The 18,817-nt window shown below is 61.7% G+C and carries 16 protein-coding genes and 1 pseudogene; 2 read left to right on the top strand and 15 right to left on the bottom strand.

Annotated features, from left to right (window positions below; genetic code table 11):
* Window positions 1-26 precede the first annotated feature (26 nt).
* The 14 genes from JWP26_RS10665 to xylF all read right to left on the bottom strand — a co-directional run bounded on the left by JWP26_RS10665 (window position 27) and on the right by xylF (window position 13,893).
* Window positions 27-2,054 (bottom strand): beta-galactosidase trimerization domain-containing protein, encoded by a 2,028-nt coding sequence (locus tag JWP26_RS10665; RefSeq protein WP_299726983.1) that lies wholly within the window; start codon window positions 2,052-2,054, stop codon window positions 27-29.
* On the bottom strand, window positions 2,051-2,872 hold the full coding sequence (locus JWP26_RS10660; RefSeq protein ID WP_299726980.1) for a carbohydrate ABC transporter permease: 822 nt from the start codon (window positions 2,870-2,872) through the stop codon (window positions 2,051-2,053). Before JWP26_RS10660 ends, JWP26_RS10665 begins: the two co-directional genes overlap by 4 nt.
* Window positions 2,869-3,831: a carbohydrate ABC transporter permease gene (locus JWP26_RS10655; RefSeq protein WP_299726977.1), complete on the bottom strand. Its 963-nt coding sequence runs from the start codon at window positions 3,829-3,831 to the stop codon at window positions 2,869-2,871. The genes JWP26_RS10660 and JWP26_RS10655 overlap by 4 nt, the downstream gene beginning before the upstream one ends.
* Window positions 3,831-5,114 carry an extracellular solute-binding protein gene (locus tag JWP26_RS10650; RefSeq protein WP_299726974.1) on the bottom strand — a complete coding sequence of 428 codons (1,284 nt, stop codon included), beginning with the start codon at window positions 5,112-5,114 and terminating at the stop codon, window positions 3,831-3,833. Before JWP26_RS10650 ends, JWP26_RS10655 begins: the two co-directional genes overlap by 1 nt.
* A gap of 497 nt (window positions 5,115-5,611) precedes the next feature.
* On the bottom strand, window positions 5,612-6,328 hold the full coding sequence (locus JWP26_RS10645; protein ID WP_299726971.1) for a polysaccharide deacetylase family protein: 717 nt from the start codon (window positions 6,326-6,328) through the stop codon (window positions 5,612-5,614).
* Window positions 6,329-6,543: 215 nt separating this feature from the next.
* Window positions 6,544-7,023: a YaiI/YqxD family protein gene (locus tag JWP26_RS10640; RefSeq protein WP_299726968.1), complete on the bottom strand. Its 480-nt coding sequence runs from the start codon at window positions 7,021-7,023 to the stop codon at window positions 6,544-6,546.
* Between the two features lie 19 nt (window positions 7,024-7,042).
* Window positions 7,043-7,555 (bottom strand): RES domain-containing protein, encoded by a 513-nt coding sequence (locus JWP26_RS10635; protein WP_299726965.1) that lies wholly within the window; start codon window positions 7,553-7,555, stop codon window positions 7,043-7,045.
* Window positions 7,552-8,046 carry an antitoxin Xre/MbcA/ParS toxin-binding domain-containing protein gene (locus JWP26_RS10630; protein WP_299726962.1) on the bottom strand — a complete coding sequence of 165 codons (495 nt, stop codon included), beginning with the start codon at window positions 8,044-8,046 and terminating at the stop codon, window positions 7,552-7,554. Before JWP26_RS10630 ends, JWP26_RS10635 begins: the two co-directional genes overlap by 4 nt.
* A 137-nt stretch (window positions 8,047-8,183) precedes the next feature.
* Window positions 8,184-9,311 carry an S-(hydroxymethyl)glutathione dehydrogenase/class III alcohol dehydrogenase gene (locus JWP26_RS10625; protein WP_299726960.1) on the bottom strand — a complete coding sequence of 376 codons (1,128 nt, stop codon included), beginning with the start codon at window positions 9,309-9,311 and terminating at the stop codon, window positions 8,184-8,186.
* Between the two features lie 130 nt (window positions 9,312-9,441).
* Complete coding sequence (locus JWP26_RS10620; protein ID WP_299726958.1) at window positions 9,442-9,876, bottom strand: hypothetical protein; 435 nt, start codon at window positions 9,874-9,876, stop codon at window positions 9,442-9,444.
* A complete protein-coding gene (locus JWP26_RS10615; protein WP_299726956.1) occupies window positions 9,873-10,541 on the bottom strand; it encodes a DUF1345 domain-containing protein in 669 nt (222 codons plus the stop codon). Before JWP26_RS10615 ends, JWP26_RS10620 begins: the two co-directional genes overlap by 4 nt.
* A gap of 116 nt (window positions 10,542-10,657) precedes the next feature.
* Window positions 10,658-11,440, bottom strand: coding sequence for an ATP-binding cassette domain-containing protein (locus JWP26_RS10610; RefSeq protein WP_299726953.1), 783 nt, complete (start codon window positions 11,438-11,440; stop codon window positions 10,658-10,660).
* A gap of 13 nt (window positions 11,441-11,453) precedes the next feature.
* Window positions 11,454-12,773, bottom strand: coding sequence for a sugar ABC transporter permease (locus JWP26_RS10605; protein WP_299726950.1), 1,320 nt, complete (start codon window positions 12,771-12,773; stop codon window positions 11,454-11,456).
* A gap of 76 nt (window positions 12,774-12,849) precedes the next feature.
* Window positions 12,850-13,893, bottom strand: coding sequence for a D-xylose ABC transporter substrate-binding protein (gene xylF / locus JWP26_RS10600; protein ID WP_299726947.1), 1,044 nt, complete (start codon window positions 13,891-13,893; stop codon window positions 12,850-12,852).
* 204 nt (window positions 13,894-14,097) lie between these two features.
* On the opposite strand from xylF, the gene JWP26_RS10595 reads away from it, so the two are divergent.
* Both JWP26_RS10595 and JWP26_RS10590 read left to right on the top strand, forming a co-directional pair.
* A complete protein-coding gene (locus tag JWP26_RS10595; RefSeq protein ID WP_299726944.1) occupies window positions 14,098-15,348 on the top strand; it encodes an ROK family protein in 1,251 nt (416 codons plus the stop codon).
* 131 nt (window positions 15,349-15,479) lie between these two features.
* Complete coding sequence (locus JWP26_RS10590) at window positions 15,480-16,907, top strand: mannose-1-phosphate guanylyltransferase/mannose-6-phosphate isomerase (RefSeq protein ID WP_299726941.1); 1,428 nt, start codon at window positions 15,480-15,482, stop codon at window positions 16,905-16,907.
* Window positions 16,908-16,922: 15 nt separating this feature from the next.
* Here JWP26_RS10590 and cysN read toward each other — a convergent pair.
* Window positions 16,923-18,803: pseudogene (cysN, locus tag JWP26_RS10585) on the bottom strand (sulfate adenylyltransferase subunit CysN).
* Window positions 18,804-18,817 lie beyond the last annotated feature (14 nt).

Below are 18,817 nucleotides of genomic sequence, written 5' to 3'. Positions count from 1 at the left end.
CCGCAACCGGCCAAGCCAAGCCGGTTCTAGGCACGATCTTCGAACACGACCGCGGCATGAATGCGCAGCCGGTCCAGCGTAACGCCATATTGGCCATCCCCCAGATCGGTAATGACGACCGGCTCGCCCGATATTGCCTCATAGGCGCGCTGGGGCGGATTGGGCAGCCGAACCCTGGCGCTGACCGGGCCGATGGCCGGAATATCCTCGATCATCTCCATGACGCGAGTGCCATTGCCGGCGGGCACCGCATTGCCGCGCACCTGCGGCGCGCCATAGAGCAGATGCAACACATGCCGACCGCGCTCGTCCTGATGGGTAAGCGAGGCACGACCCGAACTCGGCAGATCGGTGACGAGGGCCGGATCGGGCAGCAGTCTGTCGAGCAGGCCACGCACCACGTAGCGATAGAGCGGCTGGCCCATGGCCCGGTAGATCGAAAAGATCGGATAGGCCACATACGCCACCCCGTTATGGATGGTCACCCCGGCGCCGAGCGGCGCTGCACTGGTGTCGTCGGGGGCGTGGGCATGGGAGGAAAAATGCTGGTAGGTGCGATTGAAATAGGGCGGCACGACCTCGGCCAGAACGGTTGCGCCCTCGGCCACGATGGCCTGCGCCCGCCCGTAGACCACGAAAGGCGATTGGGTCATGGATGGGTCCAGATCCCTGCTGGCCCGCAGGTAGGACGGCTCGAATTCGACCTGCCCGGTATTGCGGATACCCGACGGAACAGCGAAGTGTCCATCGTCCTGCAAAGCCGATATGCCGCTCATCAGGAGCTTGCCGCCCCCTGCGAGGTAATCTTTGAACCGCTGCGCCAGGTCATCCTCGACCGGCACTTCGTCGGGCAGGATGATGACGCGATAGCGCGAGAAATCGGCGCTTGGATCGATCACGTCGAACGGCTGCTGCAGTTCCTGCAGCATCTGCGCCGCGCCGTCGTCGGCATTATTGTTGCGGTCGCCAGCATGGTGGAAATATTCCGCCGACAGAATCGCGACCTCGGAAACTTGCCTCGCCCCTTCAAGATAGGGTTCGAGCTTTTCCACCCTTGCATAGGCCGGGCCGATGGAGGCGTACGTGTCCGGATTGATCGCCCCATTGGGATGCAATTGATCGCCCACGAGGCATCTCGAGCCCAAAGCCACCATTTGCGCGGCTTCGAATTCGAGCGCGTCGGGATGCTTGAAGCCGCCGAACTCACCCCAAGAGGTGTGGAATTTGCCGGTATGAGCGACAAAGTCGAGGCCAAGGGTGGCGGCATAACGCGCGCTGGCCGGGAAGTGGTTATAGCCCCAGCCGCCGGTTGGCAGGCTTTCGAGTTCGAGATGGCTATAGGGCGCGAAGCGCTCGGGGCCTTGCTTATGGATATGGCCGCAATTGTAGAAGATGCGGAGGCCCGGGAACTCAGCGTTCAGCGCCGCGCTCATTTCGGTGCGGAACACCTCGTTGACCCATTCGTCCTTGGTCAGCCGATCGGCTGCATTCTCGGGGTCCAGCCCCTGCGCCGCCATGGTGCCGAGGCATTCCTGACAGACGCAGTCTGGCGTCAAAACGATATCGAAGAAAATGCCCGGCGTGGCGTAGCGGCTGGCGACTTCGCGCGCCATGGCGAGCAACTCGTCCCGATAGGCTTTGTGGTTGAGGCACAGCGTATGCCACCCCGCCTTGAGCTGGCTGGGATCGAACCGGTTGTCCGTAGCCGAGCGGGCGCGCCATTCGGGATGCAGGCGCGCATTGCGCTCGTCCCACTGCACGGTGATGTAGATCGGGCATTCGATATCGGCCGCGTTGAGCGCATCGACCATCTCACCCAACAGGTCCGGTCGCGCCAGATTGGGATGCGGCGCGCCCACTTCGGTGGGGTAATACGCCCAGCCATGATGGCATTTGGCGAAAATGGTCACCGAATCCACATGCGCCTTCTTGAAGGTCGCGACGAAGTCGGTGGCATCGAAATCGGCACCAATCGCGGGAATATGTTCCGAGGTATGGAAGTCGAGATGGATCTGGCGGTAACGCATCGGTTTGTTGGTACGGATTTTAGTCACTCTTTGGCCCCTGTGCGGGTCTGTGACCCGGCAGCAAATTGACGTTGAAAGACGACGAAGACGATGAGCGGCACGATAGTGGTGACGATGGCCGCAACCGAGCGCAGGTCCCAGTTGCTCTCATAAGTGCCCGCCACCTTGGTCAGCAGCACCGGCAGCGGCTGCATGCTGCGCAGGTAGAGCATGGGCAGCAGCAGGGCGTTCCAGGTCCACAGGAACTGCAGTACGCCCACCGCGTAGATCGGGCTCGTGGCATTGGGCAGCACGACATGGCGCAGGGTGGAAATCGGCCCGCAACCATCGATTTTTGCCGCCTCGATCAGCTCCTTGGGAAAGTCCTCGAGGAAGTTCTTCACAAGGAAGATCGACCACGCAAAGCTGAGGCCAATGTACGGAATGAGCACCGCCGCGATGTTGTCGATGAGCTTGAGATCGCGCCACAGGATGAACAGCGGGATCACCACGACCTGCTGCGGCAGCACGAAGGCGTTGATGATGATGATCAGCAGGACCCGGCGGAACCGGAACTTGAGGAAGTGGAACGCATAGGCCGCGACGGGCGCAAACAACATGGTGCCCAGCGTCGCTATTGCCGCCAGCATGCCGGTGAACCAGAACGCCTGCGCCAGCGGATATTCCGACCAGACGCGAATCCACGCGCTCAGCGTGAAGCTCACATTGTCGATCCGCCACCATCCGAGCGCCACTTCGCTGGGTGGGCGGATGGAGGTAATCACGATGCCCAGCACCGGGATGACCCAAATCGTGGCGATGACGCCCACGACGACGACCGTCCACCAGGGAATGCGCCCGATCATTTGGCACCTGCCGTACGCTGGATAATGGCGGGTATGGAGATGACGAGGACTGCCACCAGCAGCACCACGGTGGCGGCCGCGCCATAGCCGAGTTTGAACTGGGTCATGGACTCCCGGTACATGAAATAGCCCACCGTTTCGGTGGCGCGTACGGGTCCGCCGCCGGTCATCACATAGATGATGTCGAAGGCGCGCAAGGCGCCCAGCAGGTTGATGAAGACCGCGACGCGCACGCCCGGCAGCGACAGCGGCATCATGATGTGCCGCATGATCGAAAACGGCTTGGCGCCATCCATATAGGCGGCTTCAAGCACGGTCCGGGGAATGGACTGCACGGCCGCAAAGCACAGCATCAATGGCAGGCCGACGCCGCTCCAGGAGGCGACGAAGATCAGCGCCCAGAGCGCGGTATTGGGGTCGCCGAGCCAGGAATGAGCATAGCCGGGCACGAAGATACCGATGACCGCATTGAGCAGGCCAGCCTTGTCGGGCCGCAGGATATTGAGCCACATGTAGCCCGAGACTGCTTCGGATATGCCGAAGGTCACGAACATCATGCCGCGGAACGGCGTGGTCTGCGCCGGCGCAAAAGCGCAGAGCATGGCGAGTGCCCAGCCCAGGCTCACCGAGATCACGGTGGTGCCCACCGTAAAGATCAGCGTGGTCAGCAGCGTATTGCGAAAGGTCGCATCGCCAAACAGCGTGACGTAATTGCCCAGTCCCACCCACTTGGCTGGGGCCAGGCCCTTGATATCGAAAAATGAAATCCGGATCGTGTCGAACAACGGATAGACGACCGAAATCCCGAACAGCACGATAACGGGGGTGATGAGCAACCAGGCCGCCGGCGCGTCCGTGAGGCGCCAGCCGCGGGTGACGGGCAGCCGAAGCCGCGCGCCACCCTTGGAGGAGGAAACCTCCCCTGGGCCTGCCGCCTGTTCTGCGACAGAATTGGCCATCAGTAAGCCGTCGCCGCCTTGGCCTCGATCGCGGCGAGAACCGTGTCGACAGTGGCCTCACTCGGGTCCTGCAGGAACTTCTGCAACTGTACCCGATATTCGTCGACCAGATCGCCAGGCAAAAGATCGCCCAGCACGAACTGCACCTTGGCCTTGGCCACGGCAGCGGTCGCGATCTGCTGCACCGAACCCAGCAGCGAATTATCCGCCGCCGTGCTTGGCGAGGCATAGCCATACTTGGCCATGATGTTGGCCGCGTCCGCCCCGATGATGAAGTCGGCGAAGGCATCGGCTGCCGCCGGATTGGCGCCATTGGTGGTGAGGTTCAGCTCCTTGGCGTCGACGCTTGCCGTGTCGTCAAAGCCCGCGCCCAGGCTGGGGAACTGGAAGATCGAGTAATCGACCCCTTCCTTGAGCCCGAGATCGTTCTTAAGCGCCGAATTGGTCCACATGCCGAACAGCAGATAGCTCGAGTCCTCTGACGTATAGAGCGTGGGATAAGGCTGTTCGATGGCGAGCATCGTGGCCGGCTCGGCACAGCACCCTGCCTTCAGCATTTCAGCGTACTTCATCAGCGCCACCTTGACCTTGGGGTCAGTCCAGGGAACCTTGTGAGCGGCCAGCTCGGCGGCGAAGTCGACGCCTGCCGTGCGCAACAGCAGCGTCTCGAACCACTCGGTATGCGCCCAGTACTTGGCCGGAATCACCACCGGAGCGGGATAGCCGGCGGCCTTGAGTTTGTCGAAACTGGCGAGGAATTCGTCCCAAGTGGCGGGCGGGGTGATACCGGCCTTTTCGAGCTGGGATGTCTTGTACCAGATGGCCGAACGGTCGCCATAGGTGTAGGTCACGCCATAGGTGGTGCCATCGATACTGCCCAGATCACGCCAGGCCTGGCTCAGCTTGCTGTCCCAGCCGAAGCTCTTCCACTGATCATCGACCGGACGCAGGATGCCCGAATTGACCAGTTCGGCGCGGAACGCCGGCCAGGTGTTGATGATGATATCGACGACCTCGCCGCCTAGAACTGCAGTGCGGATACCGCCGCGGGCATCGCCTTGAGTTCCTGCCGGCGGGAACTCGCGGATGGTCACGCCCGGGTTGAGTTCCGTGAACTTGGCTTCGACCTCTTTCCACATCTGGCCATCGGTACCGGTCTGCCACTGCAGGATAACGAGTTCGCCACTCAAACCCTGCGCCAGAACCATAGGACTGGCACTGGCGAGGGCTGCGAACATGGCGCCGGCCAAGACGGTACGGCGCCGCATAGTGCGGTTGAACATGATTTCTCCTCCTCCTGACGCGGCTGTTTCGCCGTTTCATCAAGTAAGTTGAAACGTTATCAACTAAGATGGTTTTGGCAAGTTCTAATTTCGCAACGGTGTGGCCGTGAGAGGTTTTGAGGTGTGATTTTGGCACTGCAGCCTCTAGCCTTGCGACAGAGGCCAGTTCTGATGATGTCCGCTTTTAGGGCGCTAGGAGGTCGGTGCAAACGACCGACATGGAGCTGATTGCGGAATGGCCGGATTGTCGCGCCAACGGCCGGGGCGATGTGGGAATTGGCTATCCCGGACAAGTTATATTTGTTGATGCCAACTATAGTAGGGCTCAGCCAGACCCCTGGAAAGGTGAAGTGCCAGTTTCGTTGTCAGACAGAAAAAGTACTTAGCACCAAGGACCACAGCCGTGACTGCAACCCGACTCGTATCGGGAAACCAGACTTGCATTCGCTTGAGTCAGCAAAACTCAAATGTCTCACCGGCGGTCTCGAAATTCCGATTCAGTCGCAGCACGCCGGAACCGGCGCCTCGGCGGTGATGACGTCGCGGCCGAAGACGCCTGGATCGCGCGGCACGAGCCGGACCACCGAGTAGCCCCGCTCACCCAATTGCGTCAGGAAATCCGGCAAGAGGGCGACGGTGCGCGCGTGGATGTCATGGAACAGGATGATGCCGCTGCCGCGCACCTCCAGCCGCTGCAGGGTGCGGGCAATGACCTGGTCGGGCGTCTCGGAGTAATAGTCCTTGCTGTCGATATTAACGTCGAGCATCACCATGTCGTTCTGCGCCATATTAGTGCGCAGGAACCCGGTCTGCGCCAAGTACGGAAATCGGAAAAACGGCGATAAAGTCGCGCCACTGCCCGCTAGCGCCCGCGATATCGCTCGTTCGCCCCGGACGACGTCATCAAGCGCTGCCTGGCTGGTCAGCTTCGACAGATCGGCATGATCGTAGCTATGGCTGCCGATAGTATGGCCATGCGCCGCAACTGCCCGCACCAGTTCGGGATGTGCATCGGCGGCGCGGCCCAGCATCAGGAAGCTGGCCTTGAAGTCATAGCGGTCGAGAATGTCAAGAATTGCGTCGGTGCGACCAGCGCGCGGACCATCATCGAAGGTCAGGATGACCTCGCCGGGATGCAGGACGATGTCGGCGGATGATGCCACCGTCAGCGTGCGGCCACTCAGCGGGCCGCGCGAAAACAGCCGGTCAGGCATGGATTGCGGGTAGCTTGCCGGCGATACTTGGGGAACGCTGCCTGTTATTGCCGGCACTGAGGCCGCAAATTCCAGGCGCGAGCTCGGTGGCTTGGCGCATCCGCCAAGCAGCATACTCGCAAAGGCGGCGACAATGACAAAACGCGAAAGCAACACGACCTGAACTCTGCACCATCACCACAGAGCCAGTTTTTGCGATTATGGTTAATTTTGCGTCAGCGGCCGGACGGTTCCGAGCGAGCGGCGACTTTTGCCTTCACCACCAACGTGTCCAGCGCGCTGAGAAAGGCCGAACGATCGGCCGGCCGGAAGCTGGCATTGTAACCCTTACTTTCACCGGTTTCGCGCAGGTGCTGGTTGAGTTCGCGCATCGCCAGCGCCATGCCGATCGACGCCTGCGTAAAGGGCTTGCCGGTGAAGCCGAGCACGTGCGAGCCACGCGCCAGCGCTCGCCCGGCCAAGGGAATGTCCGCGGTCAGTACAATATCGTTGGGCTGCGCCTGCTCGACAATCCAGTCATCTGCAGCGTCGGCGCCCTGCGGCACTACGACGACGCGAACCATCGGATCGCGCGACGGCCTGATGCCGCCATTGCTGACAAAAGTCAGCACCAGCCCATGCCGCTCGGCGACGCGTAGGGCTTCGTCTTTGACGGGGCAGGCATCGGCGTCGACGTAAATTTGAGGAGTTGACATGGGCTGGTGCTGTATCGGGCTAGACTGCTTTGATCGGAGGATGCAGCCGCGTATCGAGCGCGAAGCGCTCCTGCGACCGCAGGCTGAAGGCCCCAGCAGCAGCCGAGGCAACAAAAATCAGATTCCAACTATGAATCGAGACCGCGCTCGGCAACAGAACAAATTTGTGCTGCGCCAGCAAGGCGTCGCCATAAGCCTGCTGGCCTGCGCTGGGATTGCCGGGATGGAGCCAGTTCGGATTGGGGATGGCGGTAGGATCGACCACATGAACCCGGGATGGGTCGGTGATCGTCAACGATGTCAGCACATGCGCGACTGTATCCAGAATATCGAAGCCCTTGTGGACCGCGACTTCCAGAATTGTCGTTGCTGGATCGATGGAGCAATAGACCGCACGCACACCCCGACTACTCCAGCGTCCACCAAAACGGTACGCCCCCTCCCCGCTGTCCCAGGTACCAGCGAAGCGGGCGTCGTCAAGGCGCCAGGCGACAAGTTCGGTGCCGCCTAGCGCGGCGGGCAATGGCGTCACGTATAGACGCCATATTCGATGCGTCCCAGCAGCGTCTCGACCAGATCGACGCCGGCTTGAGTGGCCAGCAGATCGATCGGGCGGCGGCCGTCAAGGCCAATGGCCCGGCGCTCCAGCCATTGTTCCGCCGGACCCTGCCCCCCGAAAATCTCGCTGGCCTTGGCCAGGATTTCCGCGAACTTCCAGGTCCGGTTGCTTTGCTCGGTGTTCAACGCCTGGCTCGGATCCGCCTTGCGGCGCTGCACGGTGCGCACGCTCATGCCGATAGCTTTTTCAAAGGCGGCCGCATCGAGAAATTTGAGGCTGCGTTCCAGATAGGTCAGCGCCTCCCCCGGCAGGCCGGCCAGCAGCATTTCATGGGCATCCAGCGGACCGCTCAACGTATGCTTAAGCACCCGGCGCCCACCCAGCAGCGCGGCGACGTGATTGACGTCGCCCGCCTCGAAGGACGTCTGCGCCTCTTCAAAACCAGTCATCGCAATTTGAGTCATTTGCCGCCTCCGTCACGTGTCGTAAAATATATGTCACGTGACGGCAGAGAATGCAACCTCAGACACTGCCCTAATCTGAAATGACCACGCGGCTTCTTGCTGAAGCTCGCGTACCGAAACGACGCTCCGCTGATGGATTAGAACACCACGACGCTACGGATGCTCTCGCCCGACCGCATCAATTCGAACCCCTTGTTGATGTCCTCGAGGCGCAGCGTGTGGGTGATCATCGGGTCGATCTCGATCTTGCCGTTCAGATACCAGTCGACGATTTTCGGCACGTCGGTACGGCCCTTGGCGCCGCCAAAGGCGGTGCCCATCCAGGTGCGGCCGGTGACCAACTGGAACGGACGCGTTGAAATCTCCTGCCCCGCGGCCGCAACACCGATGACGACAGACTTACCCCAGCCGCGATGGCTGGCTTCCAGCGCCTGGCGCATCACCGTGGTGTTGCCGGTGCAATCGAAAGTGTAATCCGCCCCACCAATGGTATCGCCGCGCCGTTTGGTCATGTTGACCAGATAGGGAACGATATCGCCCTCGATCTCTTTCGGATTGACGAAATGGGTCATGCCGAAGCGCTCCCCCCATTCCTTCTTGGAATTGTTCAGATCGACGCCAATGATCATGTCCGCCCCGGCCAGGCGCAGGCCCTGGATGACGTTGAGGCCGATACCGCCCAGACCGAACACCACGGCGGTGGCGCCGATTTCGACCTTGGCGGTGTTGATGACTGCGCCGATGCCGGTGGTGACACCGCAACCGACATAGCAAACCTTCTCGAACGCCGCCTTGGCGTCGATCTTGGCGACGGCGATTTCGGGTAAGACCGTGTAGTTGGAGAAGGTCGAGCAACCCATGTAGTGGAACAGCGGCTGGCCCTTATAGGAGAAGCGCGAGGTGCCATCGGGCATCAGCCCCTGCCCTTGAGTCGAGCGGATCGCCGTGCACAAATTGGTCTTGCCCGAGCGGCAAGAATAGCACTCGCGGCACTCCGGCGTATAAAGCGGAATGACGTGGTCGCCCACCTTGAGGCTGGTCACGCCCGCGCCAACCTCGACGACCACCCCTGCACCCTCATGGCCGAGAATGGCTGGGAACAGACCTTCCGGATCGGCGCCCGACAGGGTGAAATCGTCCGTATGGCAGATACCCGTCGCCTTGATTTCGATCAGCACCTCGCCGGCCCGGGGGCCATCCAGATCGACTTCAACGATTTCAAGCGGTTTTCCAGCCTGAAAGGCGACGGCGGCGCGGGATTTCATGATGCGGTTCCTCGATTCAATCCCTCGCAGTTCTGGCATGATGTGCCGGAGCCGACAACGTTAAAGGTCTTGAACGACAGACGCCGGCGGACTTACCACTGATTACAAGCACTTGCGGACGAAACCGGACTCAATCCGGCAGGTGACACCGCACCAGGTCGCCCTCGGCGTCATCGATATTGATGGTCTCGCTGTCGATCACTCGCACGGAGAAAGTGGCTTCGGCGTGCTCGCCTTCATCCTCGCACATGGCGGTCAGTGAGAATCCGTGCGGTGTGGATAGCGCCGGCCCGGTACTGCAATAGGAGCCGTAACTGCGCAAATGGGTGGGCGTCATGATGACGAAACCATCATAGGGCATATCGGTCTGAATGATGGCACAATCCAGCGGCGTATCGGCCCAGACGCCCACATAGGACAGACCACTGCTCTTCCAGTCAAAGCGCGCGGCTTCGAGCGTTTCGGCATCCAGCCGGGCGGCGGGTTGCAGCAAAGCCGGCGGCGCGGCCATCGCCGGATGCGCCGCCATCAATCCGAGCATCAATCCGACGAGAGGCAATTTCATTTCATACCGCCGAGTGTGACGGCCACATTGACGGTCGCCGCGAGGATGACGGTGTTGAAGAAGAACGAAAAAATGCCATGAAACAGGACGATCCGCTGCATCTCTCGTGAGGTGACCGAGACATCGGCGACTTGGGCCGTCATGCCGATGACATAGGAGAAATACAGGAAACTGCCGCCATCTGGCTCCTCGCCAGTAGGAAAATCAAGGCCGCCGACCACGGCCTTCTTGTCCTTTTTGCCATTCGGGCCGGATTCTGGCACTTCGTAATATTCATAGGCGTAGTGGTGAGCCACCATGGCGTGGATGGTGAACCACCCCAGCGGCACCGACACCGCGGTAACGATCAGCCGGAGCGCATCGCCTGGCCCGCCGGCATTCAACAATTGGAACAGCGAGATCACCGACGCAATGATCACCCCCGCCGTCACCACGAAAATGATCCAGACCGGCGCGTCTTCCTCGTCCGCGTGGTTTTTAAGAAAGGCCGCGCTGGCTCGCGGGAAAAATGCCAGGCTCACCACCAGATAGCCGATGAAGAAGGCATTGGCGCCCCAGACCACCGCTTGCGCCGGCAGCACAAATAGCGTCGCCACCAGCGCCACGAACCCCGCGGCCAGCCCAATATAGAACGCCTTATGCCGCCGATATCGCCCCAAAACCATGCCAGTCCTCGCCATGTTCAGGCGAGGATAGCCCCTTCCGTCGGGCCGTCAAACCTTTGAACGCGCTACCGAACCCCGGATACCGCTTTTCGCAGCAGACCGGCGATGCCGGGCGGTCAGTCCTCGAGCGCACCGGGCCCGGCTGTGGCGCCCGGAGGCACCTTGCCCAGAATGATCATGCCCAGCACTTCGTCCTTGGTGACATCCTCGGTGCGAGCGCTGCCCACCACCTGGCCGTTTTTCATCACCACGACGCGATCGGCGAGGTCGAACACGTCGTGAATGTCGTGACTAATCAGGAAAATGCCGATGCCGTCGGATTTGAGCTGCTTGATCAGGTCGCCGACCTGGGCAGTTTCCTGCGGGCCGAGAGCTGCCGTGGGCTCGTCCATGATCAGGATGCGGGCATTAAACAGGATGGCGCGGGCAATGGCGACCGACTGGCGCTGGCCGCCGGACAAGGCCTTCACCGGCTCCTTGAAGCGGCGGAAATTGGGATTGAGCCGCCCCATGACTTCGCGCGCCTTGGACTCCATCGCGGCATCGTCAAGCGTACCGATCGAGGTCACCAGTTCACGCCCGAGGAACAGGTTGGCGGCGGCGTCGACATTGTCGGCCACGGCGAGCTGCTGATAGATCGTCTCGATCCCGTAGCCCTTTGCATCGCGCGGATTGTTGATCGTGGCGTCCTGGCCGTTGATGCGGATCGAGCCGGCGTCGCGCTTGTAGGCGCCCGACAGGATTTTAATCAGCGTCGACTTGCCGGCGCCGTTATGGCCCAACAAGCCCACGACTTCACCGGGATAAAGATCGATCGAGGCCCGGTCGACGGCACGAATGCCGCCGAAGGAGATCGAGATATCGTCCACTTCGACGAGCGGCGTTCTGGTGTCCAGCATGATCAAGGACTCCCTAATTCTTGTTACGGCGGTACAGCGTGTCGAGCCACACCGCGAAGACGAGGACGATGCCGACGACGATGGATTGCAGCGGGCTATCCATGCCCATCAGCACCATGCCGGATTGCAGCGATTGCATGACCAGGGCGCCGAGCAGCGCGCCGGCTATGGTGCCGACACCGCCCGCCAGCGAGGTGCCGCCGATCACCGCCGCGGCGATGACGTAGAGCTCGTCGAGCGTGCCCAGGGCATTGGTCGCGGCGTTGAGGCGGGCCGAGGAGATGGCGGCGGCGATGGCGCAGAGCCCACCCATCAGCATGAAAATCTTGACGGTCACCCAGCGGGTATTGATACCCGCCAGTTCCGCCGCCTCGGGGTTGCCGCCCATGGCAAAGACATAGCGGCCGAAGCGGGTGCGCATGGAGATGAAGGTCATCACCACGCCGACACCGACTGCGATCAGCACCGGAATGGCGATGCCGTGGGAGATGAATAGTCCGCCTTCGGGAATGGTGATGCCGTTGGCCGCGGCAAAATTCTCGGCGATACGGCGCGGCCAGGGATAGGCATTGGCCACCCAGACAGCCGCAATGGCAAGGCCGCAACCGATGACGCCAAGCGAGATTTCGGCCCAGATCGGACGCAGCGGAAAATTGAAACGCAGGCGCTGCTTGCGTCCGAAATACAGCCCCACAAGGATGGCGACGCAGGCGATGGCCGCGACCACCCAGCTCCAGAAGAACCCGATCGAGCCGGCAGGACCGCCGCCCATCAACTGGAATCTCACATCCATCGGCGCCACGGTGCGTCCCATGGTGACCCACCAAGCCGCGCCGCGCCACACCAGGTAGCCACCCAGCGTGACGATGAACGCCGGCACCTTGAGATAGGCGATGATGACGCCTTGCAGCGCACCGATACCGACACCGACAACAAGGCCGGCAGCCAGGGACAACACCCAGATCATGGGATGACCGAGGCCCAGCCCGAGCTGGTTGGGCAGGATATCGGTCTGCATCACGCCCATCACCATGCCGACAAGGCCGAGGATGGAGCCCACCGAAAGGTCGATATTGCGGGTGACGATGATCAGCACCATTCCGGTGACCATCACCGCCACGGAGGCGGTCTGCACCGACAGGTTCCACAGATTGCGGGGCGTCAGGAACAGCCCACCTGAGAAGATGTGAAAGCCGATCCAGATGATGGCAAGGGCCCCCACCATGCCGAGCAGGCGCGTGTCGAGCTCGGTCGCAGCCAGAAAGCGCTGCAGCGGATTAGTCACGTGCCGGCTTGGATGTGCTGCAGTTGAAACCGCGGGCTGATGAGCCATCATATAGTCCCCCATTTACAGCGGTGCCGCGGCTGAGGCCACGGCACCGCCAGTTCGATCAGATTATAGCGCGTTCTTAGTTGCAGGCTGCAACTGTGCCGGCAGCAACGCCTTGGCACACGACATCCTTGGTCACCCAACCCGCGTCGATGACGACGTTGAGATTGTCCTTGGTGATGGCCACGGGTGCGATGAAGAACGAGTTCATCTCGACGCCCTTTGGCCCGCCCGAGAACTTGGTGCCGCCGGTGACAGCGTCAAGCGCCGTGCCGCCAGCAAGCTCAAGCGCCACTTCAGCGGCCTTCTTGCCCAGTTCGCGTGCGTCTTTCCAGACCGACACGGTCTGGGTGCCGAGCGCGATCCGGTTGAGGGCAGCGTGGTCGCCGTCCTGGCCCGAAACCGGCACGGAACCGGCGAGGCCCTGAGCAGTCAGCGCCGCGATGGCGCCGCCAGCAGTGCCGTCATTGGAGGCGACGACGGCGTCGACCTTGTTGTCATTGGCGGTCAGGAACTGTTCCATGTTCGCCTGAGCGACTTCGGGGTTCCAGTTGTCGGTATAGGCTTCGCCGACATTCTTGATGGCGCCGGAGTCGATGGCGGGTTTCAGAACTTCCATCTGCCCGGCGAACAGGAAGTCGGCATTGGGATCGGCACCATTGCCCTTGATGAAGACGTAGTTGCCGGTCGGCTGTGCGGCGAACACGGCCTGAGCCTGCATACGGCCCACTTCCTTGTTGTCGAAGGTCAGGTAGAACGCATCCGGATTTTCGATCAGGCGGTCATAACCAACCACCGGGATGCCTTCGGCGACAGCAGCTGCGACTGCAGGACCCACAGCGTCGCTATCCTGCGCCAAAACGATGATGGCATCGGCGCCCTGGCTGATCAGGCTTTCGATATCGGTCAATTGCTTGCCGGCGGACGACTGGGCGTCGGCCGAAATATAGGTGGCGCCGGCGGCGTCGAGCACGGCCTTGATGGCGGCTTCGTCAGTCTTCCAGCGTTCTTCCTGGAAGTTATTCCAGGACACGCCAACGGTCAGCTTGTCCTGCGCCAGGGCGGCGCCGGCAGCACTGGAAATGACGGTCGTGCAGAGCAAGACCGCGAGAAATTTGTTCATGATGTCCTCCCATTTGGCGGTTTCCCACCCGATTGCTGGCGAAAGCCCAGCGGGCCCCTCCAGCGCCCTGAGCATTATTTTCAATGCTCGAAAAAACAATTCGCATGAGGTACGTACGTCTGTCAACATCATTTCGATACTCGAAATAATCAACTGAGTACGCTATCGATACACAAGGGGATAAGTTCTGATGGGGAAAGCGGCTTGACGCGATTTGTCAGCGATAGCGACAGCGTCCGGCGGCAAAACCGTGGCCTGGTCCTGAGCGCCCTGCGCGTTCATGGCCCGCTGTCGCGTACCGTTCTGGCCTCCCAGACCGGCCTCAGTCATGCCAGCATGACCGCGATCACCCAGGACCTGCTGGCCCAGCACATCGTTACCGAACTTGCCGAAACGCCAAACTCCGACGCCAAGACGCGTGGCCGCCCCGCCGTCAGGATGGGCTTCAACCGCACCGCCGCCTATGCCGCACTGTTCGAGATCGAAGTCAGCCGGGCACGCCTGTCGCTGGTCGATTATGGCGGCACTCTGGTGGACCGCATCGACCTGCCGCTGGCGCCCACTCTGTTCGCCACCATAGCGCCGGGCGAATTCCTGCGCGAACGCATCGAGTATCTGCGCACGCGCAATCCCGTCGAAGCCAAAACTCTGCGGCGGATCGCAATTTCCGTGCAAGGCATTCTCGATCGCGATGGGCGGAGCCTCAAATGGTCGCCCATAGCCCATCTGGCGGGCACGCCATTCGCCGATAGCCTGGCGGACGCATTCGATCTGCCGGTGACACTCTACAAGCGCGGCCGATTGCTCGCGGAAGGCACTCGCTGGCTCAACCCCGAACTGCACGACGCCAGCGTCGCCACTGTCTTTGTTGGCTCCACCGTCGCCATGGGCATGACCTTTCCCGGCGAAATCCTTGGCCGTGGCAGCGAAGGCACCACCGAGTTCGGGCACATGAACCATATGCCCAACGGCGCGCTGTGCCGCTGCGGCATGCGCGGCTGTATCGAGGCTTATGCGTCCGACTACGGCGTGTTGCGCACCGCCTATTCGGTGCCAGAAACCACCACCCCTGCCCCGTCCGTACCACCACAGCAATATGACGACCTGATCCAGCGCGCCGAAACCGGCGACCGCAGCGCCACACATGCCTTCAACATAGCCGGCCGCGCCATCGGCTTCGGGCTCAGCCGCATGATGGCGGTGTTCGATCCATCCCATATCCTGATCGTCGGACCGGGTGCCCGCTCGTTCGAACTGATGCGCCCCGAGATCGAAGCCGCATTGGCCGGCGCACTCGTCTGCCGCGTCAACGGCCTGCCCGCCATCGTCGCCTATCGCGACGAAAAGGAGCCCATCTTTCGTGGCTTGATGATGAAGGCCCTCAACGAGATCGACCAGGCCGAGTTCGCCGCATTGCCGACCTCGTCGCGCGGCATCGAGCGCTCGGCGGGCTAGGCAACCTTCGCCGCCAATAGCTGTTAGGCGTTTTCAACTGCGCGCAGATTTCTGCCACGAAACCACCGTTGACGTAATATAGAAGCCGCGAACATCTGTTGGTATCGCCCCTAGCCTTTCCCGGAGCCTCCATGACGAAATTGATTGTGCCTGTGGTGCTTGCCGGTGGCCAGGGCACGCGGTTATGGCCGATGTCGCGCGCGGCCCGACCCAAGCAGTTCCTGCCGCTGACCGGCCCAACCAGCCTGTTTCAAGCGACACTGCAGCGCGTCGGCGATCCCGAGGTCTATGCCAGGCCCATCATTGTCACCAATGCCGAGTACCGCTTCCTCGTGGCCGAACAGGCGCTGGAAATCGGCTGTGAGCTTGGCGGAGTGCTGCTGGAGCCGGTGGCTCGCAACACCGCCGTCGCCATCGCGGCGGCTGCCGCCTACGCGATGACCAATTTCGGCGCCGATGCCATCCTGCACGTGCTGCCGTCCGACCACGACGTGCTGGTCGACGAGGGCTATGCCGTCTCCGCCCAGCGCGCCGCCGAGGCAGCCCGGGCGGGCAAACTGGTGACATTCGGCATTGTGCCAACCATGCCGGAAACTGGTTACGGCTACATCAAAACCGGCCAAGCCGTGGGCGAAGGCGTCAACGCCGTGGACCGTTTCGTCGAAAAGCCCAATCGGGAAACGGCGGAGAGCATGCTGGCCAGCGGCGGCTTCCTGTGGAATTCGGGCATGTTCATGCTGGGCGCCGGCAAGTTCCTCGAAGAGTGCGAGGCGTTTTCACCAGACACCTACACCGCCGCCAATGAAGCAGTCTTGCACGCCAAGATCGACCTGGACTTCGTGCGCCTGGACGAAGCCGCGTTTGCGCAAGCGCCAAATATTTCAGTCGACTATGCCATCTTCGAAAAGACCGCCGATGCGGTCGTAGTGCCGGTCAGCTTCCACTGGTCCGACCTGGGTAGTTGGGACGCAGTGTGGAAGGTCGGCAGCAAGGACGCCGCCGAGAATGTCACCAGTGGCGCCGTCACGCTCAACAATGTCAGCAACTCATTGGTGATGACCGAGCACGCCCATATCGCCATCGACGGGCTCGACGATATCGCCGTGATCGCCAGCGACGACGCCATTTATATCGGCAAGCTGTCCGAGGCGCAGAAAGTCGGCGCCATGGTCAAGGTGCTGCGCGGCGATACCAACACCGCGGCGCTGACCGAAATTCACAAGACCGCCTATCGTCCCTGGGGCGGTTATTCCTCCGTGGTCAGCGGCGAGCGCTTCCAGGTCAAGCGGCTGTTCGTCAAGCCGGGCAAGAAGCTCAGCCTGCAGAAGCACCATCACCGCTCCGAGCACTGGGTGGTCGTGCGCGGCACCGCGGAGGTCACCCTGGACGGCAAGGTTACCATGCTGGCCGAAAACCAGTCGATCTACCTGCCGCTCGGCTGCACCCACCGCCTGGCCAATCCCGGCAAGATCGAGCTGGAACTGATCGAAGTCCAAACCGGCTCCTATCTGGGCGAAGACGACATCATCCGCATCGAAGACGAGTTCGGCCGGGCCTAACGCCCGACCACTCACTCAGCGCGCAAACACCAGCTTGGCATAGAGCTGCTCGGCCAGTTCTTCCGGCGTATTGAGCGCGCCATGCAGCACGATGTCGGGCGTCTTGGGCGGCTCGAACGGGGAATCGATACCAGTGAAATTCTTGATTTCCCCTGCCCGCGCCCGCGCATAAAGCCCCTTGGGATCGCGCGCTTCGCACACTTCCAGTGGCGTATCGACATAGATTTCCGTGAACGGAATATCGCCGGCGATCTCGCGCGCCAACTGCCGCTCCTTGGCGAAGGGCGAGATGAACGATACCAATACCACGAGGCCAGCATCGGCCATCAACCGGGCGACTTCAGCGACACGGCGGACATTTTCGACACGCGCGGCTTCGGTGAAGCCCAGGTCCTTGTTGAGCCCATGACGCACATTGTCGCCATCCAGAATATAGGCGTGGCGACCCTCGGCGGTCAGGCGCTTTTCGATCAGGTTGGCGATACTCGACTTGCCCGAACCCGACAGGCCGGTGAACCACACCACCTGAGGCGTCTGCCCCTTCATAGTGCCGCGAACCTCGCGATTCACGTCGAACGATTGATAGGTCAGGTTCTGCGCCCTACGCAGTCCGAATTCGATGGTGCCGGCGCCCAGCGTGGCGTTGGACAACCGGTCGATCAGGATGAACCCGCCGGTCAGGGCATTGGAGGCATATGCGTCGAAAGCGATCGGCTTGTCGGTGGCGATGGTTAGTGTACCGACCTCGTTGAGATCAAGCTTGGTCGCCGCTGTCTGTTCCAGAGTATTGACGTTGGTGCGGAATTTCAGGTCCGTAATCGTCGCCGGCACCGTCTGGGAGCCGATCTTGAGTAGATAGGAGCGCCCCGGAAACGCCGATTCTTCACTCATCCAGACCACGCGAGCCTGGAACTGGTTGGAGAATTCAGGCGTCTCGCCGCCGTGCGTCAGCACATCGCCGCGCGAAATATCGACTTCGCGGTCCAGTACCAGCGTCACCGCCTGCCCGGCGGACGCATAATCCAGGTCGCCATCCATGGTGACGATCCGCGCGACCTTTACCGGCTTGCGCGACGCCGCGACGAGCAGCTCTTCGCCGACGGCGACGCGGCCCGACGCAACGGTGCCGGAAAATCCGCGGAAATCGAGGTTGGGCCGATTGACCCACTGCACCGGAAACCGCATCGGCTGCGCTGACAGGTCCTCGCTGACGTCGATGGTTTCGAGATACGGCACCAGCGATGGGCCATTGTACCAGAGAGTATGCTTGCTCTGCGCCAGCATATTGTCGCCACGCAGCGCCGACACGGGTATCGCAGCCAGCGTCTTGAAGCCCAGCGGCGCGGCGAAGGCTCGATACTCCGCCTCGATACGCTCGAACGTGGCCTGATCGTAATCCACCAGATCGATCTTGTTGATCACCAGCACGACATGCTTCACCCCGATCAGCGACAGGATAAAGCTGTGCCGCCGGGTCTGAGTCAGCACACCCTTGCGCGCGTCGATCAGCACCAGTGCCAGTTCGGCATTGGAAGCGCCGGTGGCCATGTTGCGGGTATATTGCTCGTGGCCCGGCGTATCGGCGACGATGAACTTGCGCTTGTCGGTCGAGAAGAAGCGTTAGGCGACGTCGATGGTGATGCCCTGCTCGCGCTCGGCGGCCAAGCCGTCGACCAGCAGCGAAAAATCGATACCCTCGTCGCCCGTGGTACGGTTGCGGCTTTCCTTCTTGAGGCTCGCCAACTGGTCGTCGAGGATCAGCTGGCTGTCATAAAGCAGGCGGCCGATCAGCGTGGATTTGCCGTCATCGACCGAGCCGCAGGTCAGAAACCGCAGCAGCTCCTTGTTTTGAGCGGCGGTTTCGAGAGCGGGCCGGTCCGCGGCGGGGACGGTCAAAAATAGCCCTCCCG

The organism is Devosia sp. (genome assembly GCF_028290435.1).
Lineage (GTDB): Bacteria > Pseudomonadota > Alphaproteobacteria > Rhizobiales > Devosiaceae > Devosia.
This window is presented reverse-complemented; position numbering and strand designations above follow the sequence as displayed.

Coding starts and splice junctions, on each gene's coding strand:
- JWP26_RS10630 (WP_299726962.1), bottom strand. CDS start 8,046: ATGACTCAAATTGCGATGACTGGTTTTGAAGAGGCGCAGACGTCCTTC.
- JWP26_RS10615 (WP_299726956.1), bottom strand. CDS start 10,541: ATGGTTTTGGGGCGATATCGGCGGCATAAGGCGTTCTATATTGGGCTG.
- JWP26_RS10650 (WP_299726974.1), bottom strand. CDS start 5,114: ATGTTCAACCGCACTATGCGGCGCCGTACCGTCTTGGCCGGCGCCATG.
- xylF (WP_299726947.1), bottom strand. CDS start 13,893: ATGAACAAATTTCTCGCGGTCTTGCTCTGCACGACCGTCATTTCCAGT.
- JWP26_RS10660 (WP_299726980.1), bottom strand. CDS start 2,872: ATGATCGGGCGCATTCCCTGGTGGACGGTCGTCGTCGTGGGCGTCATC.
- JWP26_RS10590 (WP_299726941.1), top strand. CDS start 15,480: ATGACGAAATTGATTGTGCCTGTGGTGCTTGCCGGTGGCCAGGGCACG.
- JWP26_RS10640 (WP_299726968.1), bottom strand. CDS start 7,023: ATGTCAACTCCTCAAATTTACGTCGACGCCGATGCCTGCCCCGTCAAA.
- JWP26_RS10625 (WP_299726960.1), bottom strand. CDS start 9,311: ATGAAATCCCGCGCCGCCGTCGCCTTTCAGGCTGGAAAACCGCTTGAA.
- JWP26_RS10605 (WP_299726950.1), bottom strand. CDS start 12,773: ATGGCTCATCAGCCCGCGGTTTCAACTGCAGCACATCCAAGCCGGCAC.
- JWP26_RS10620 (WP_299726958.1), bottom strand. CDS start 9,876: ATGAAATTGCCTCTCGTCGGATTGATGCTCGGATTGATGGCGGCGCAT.
- JWP26_RS10610 (WP_299726953.1), bottom strand. CDS start 11,440: ATGCTGGACACCAGAACGCCGCTCGTCGAAGTGGACGATATCTCGATC.
- JWP26_RS10645 (WP_299726971.1), bottom strand. CDS start 6,328: ATGCCTGACCGGCTGTTTTCGCGCGGCCCGCTGAGTGGCCGCACGCTG.
- JWP26_RS10655 (WP_299726977.1), bottom strand. CDS start 3,831: ATGGCCAATTCTGTCGCAGAACAGGCGGCAGGCCCAGGGGAGGTTTCC.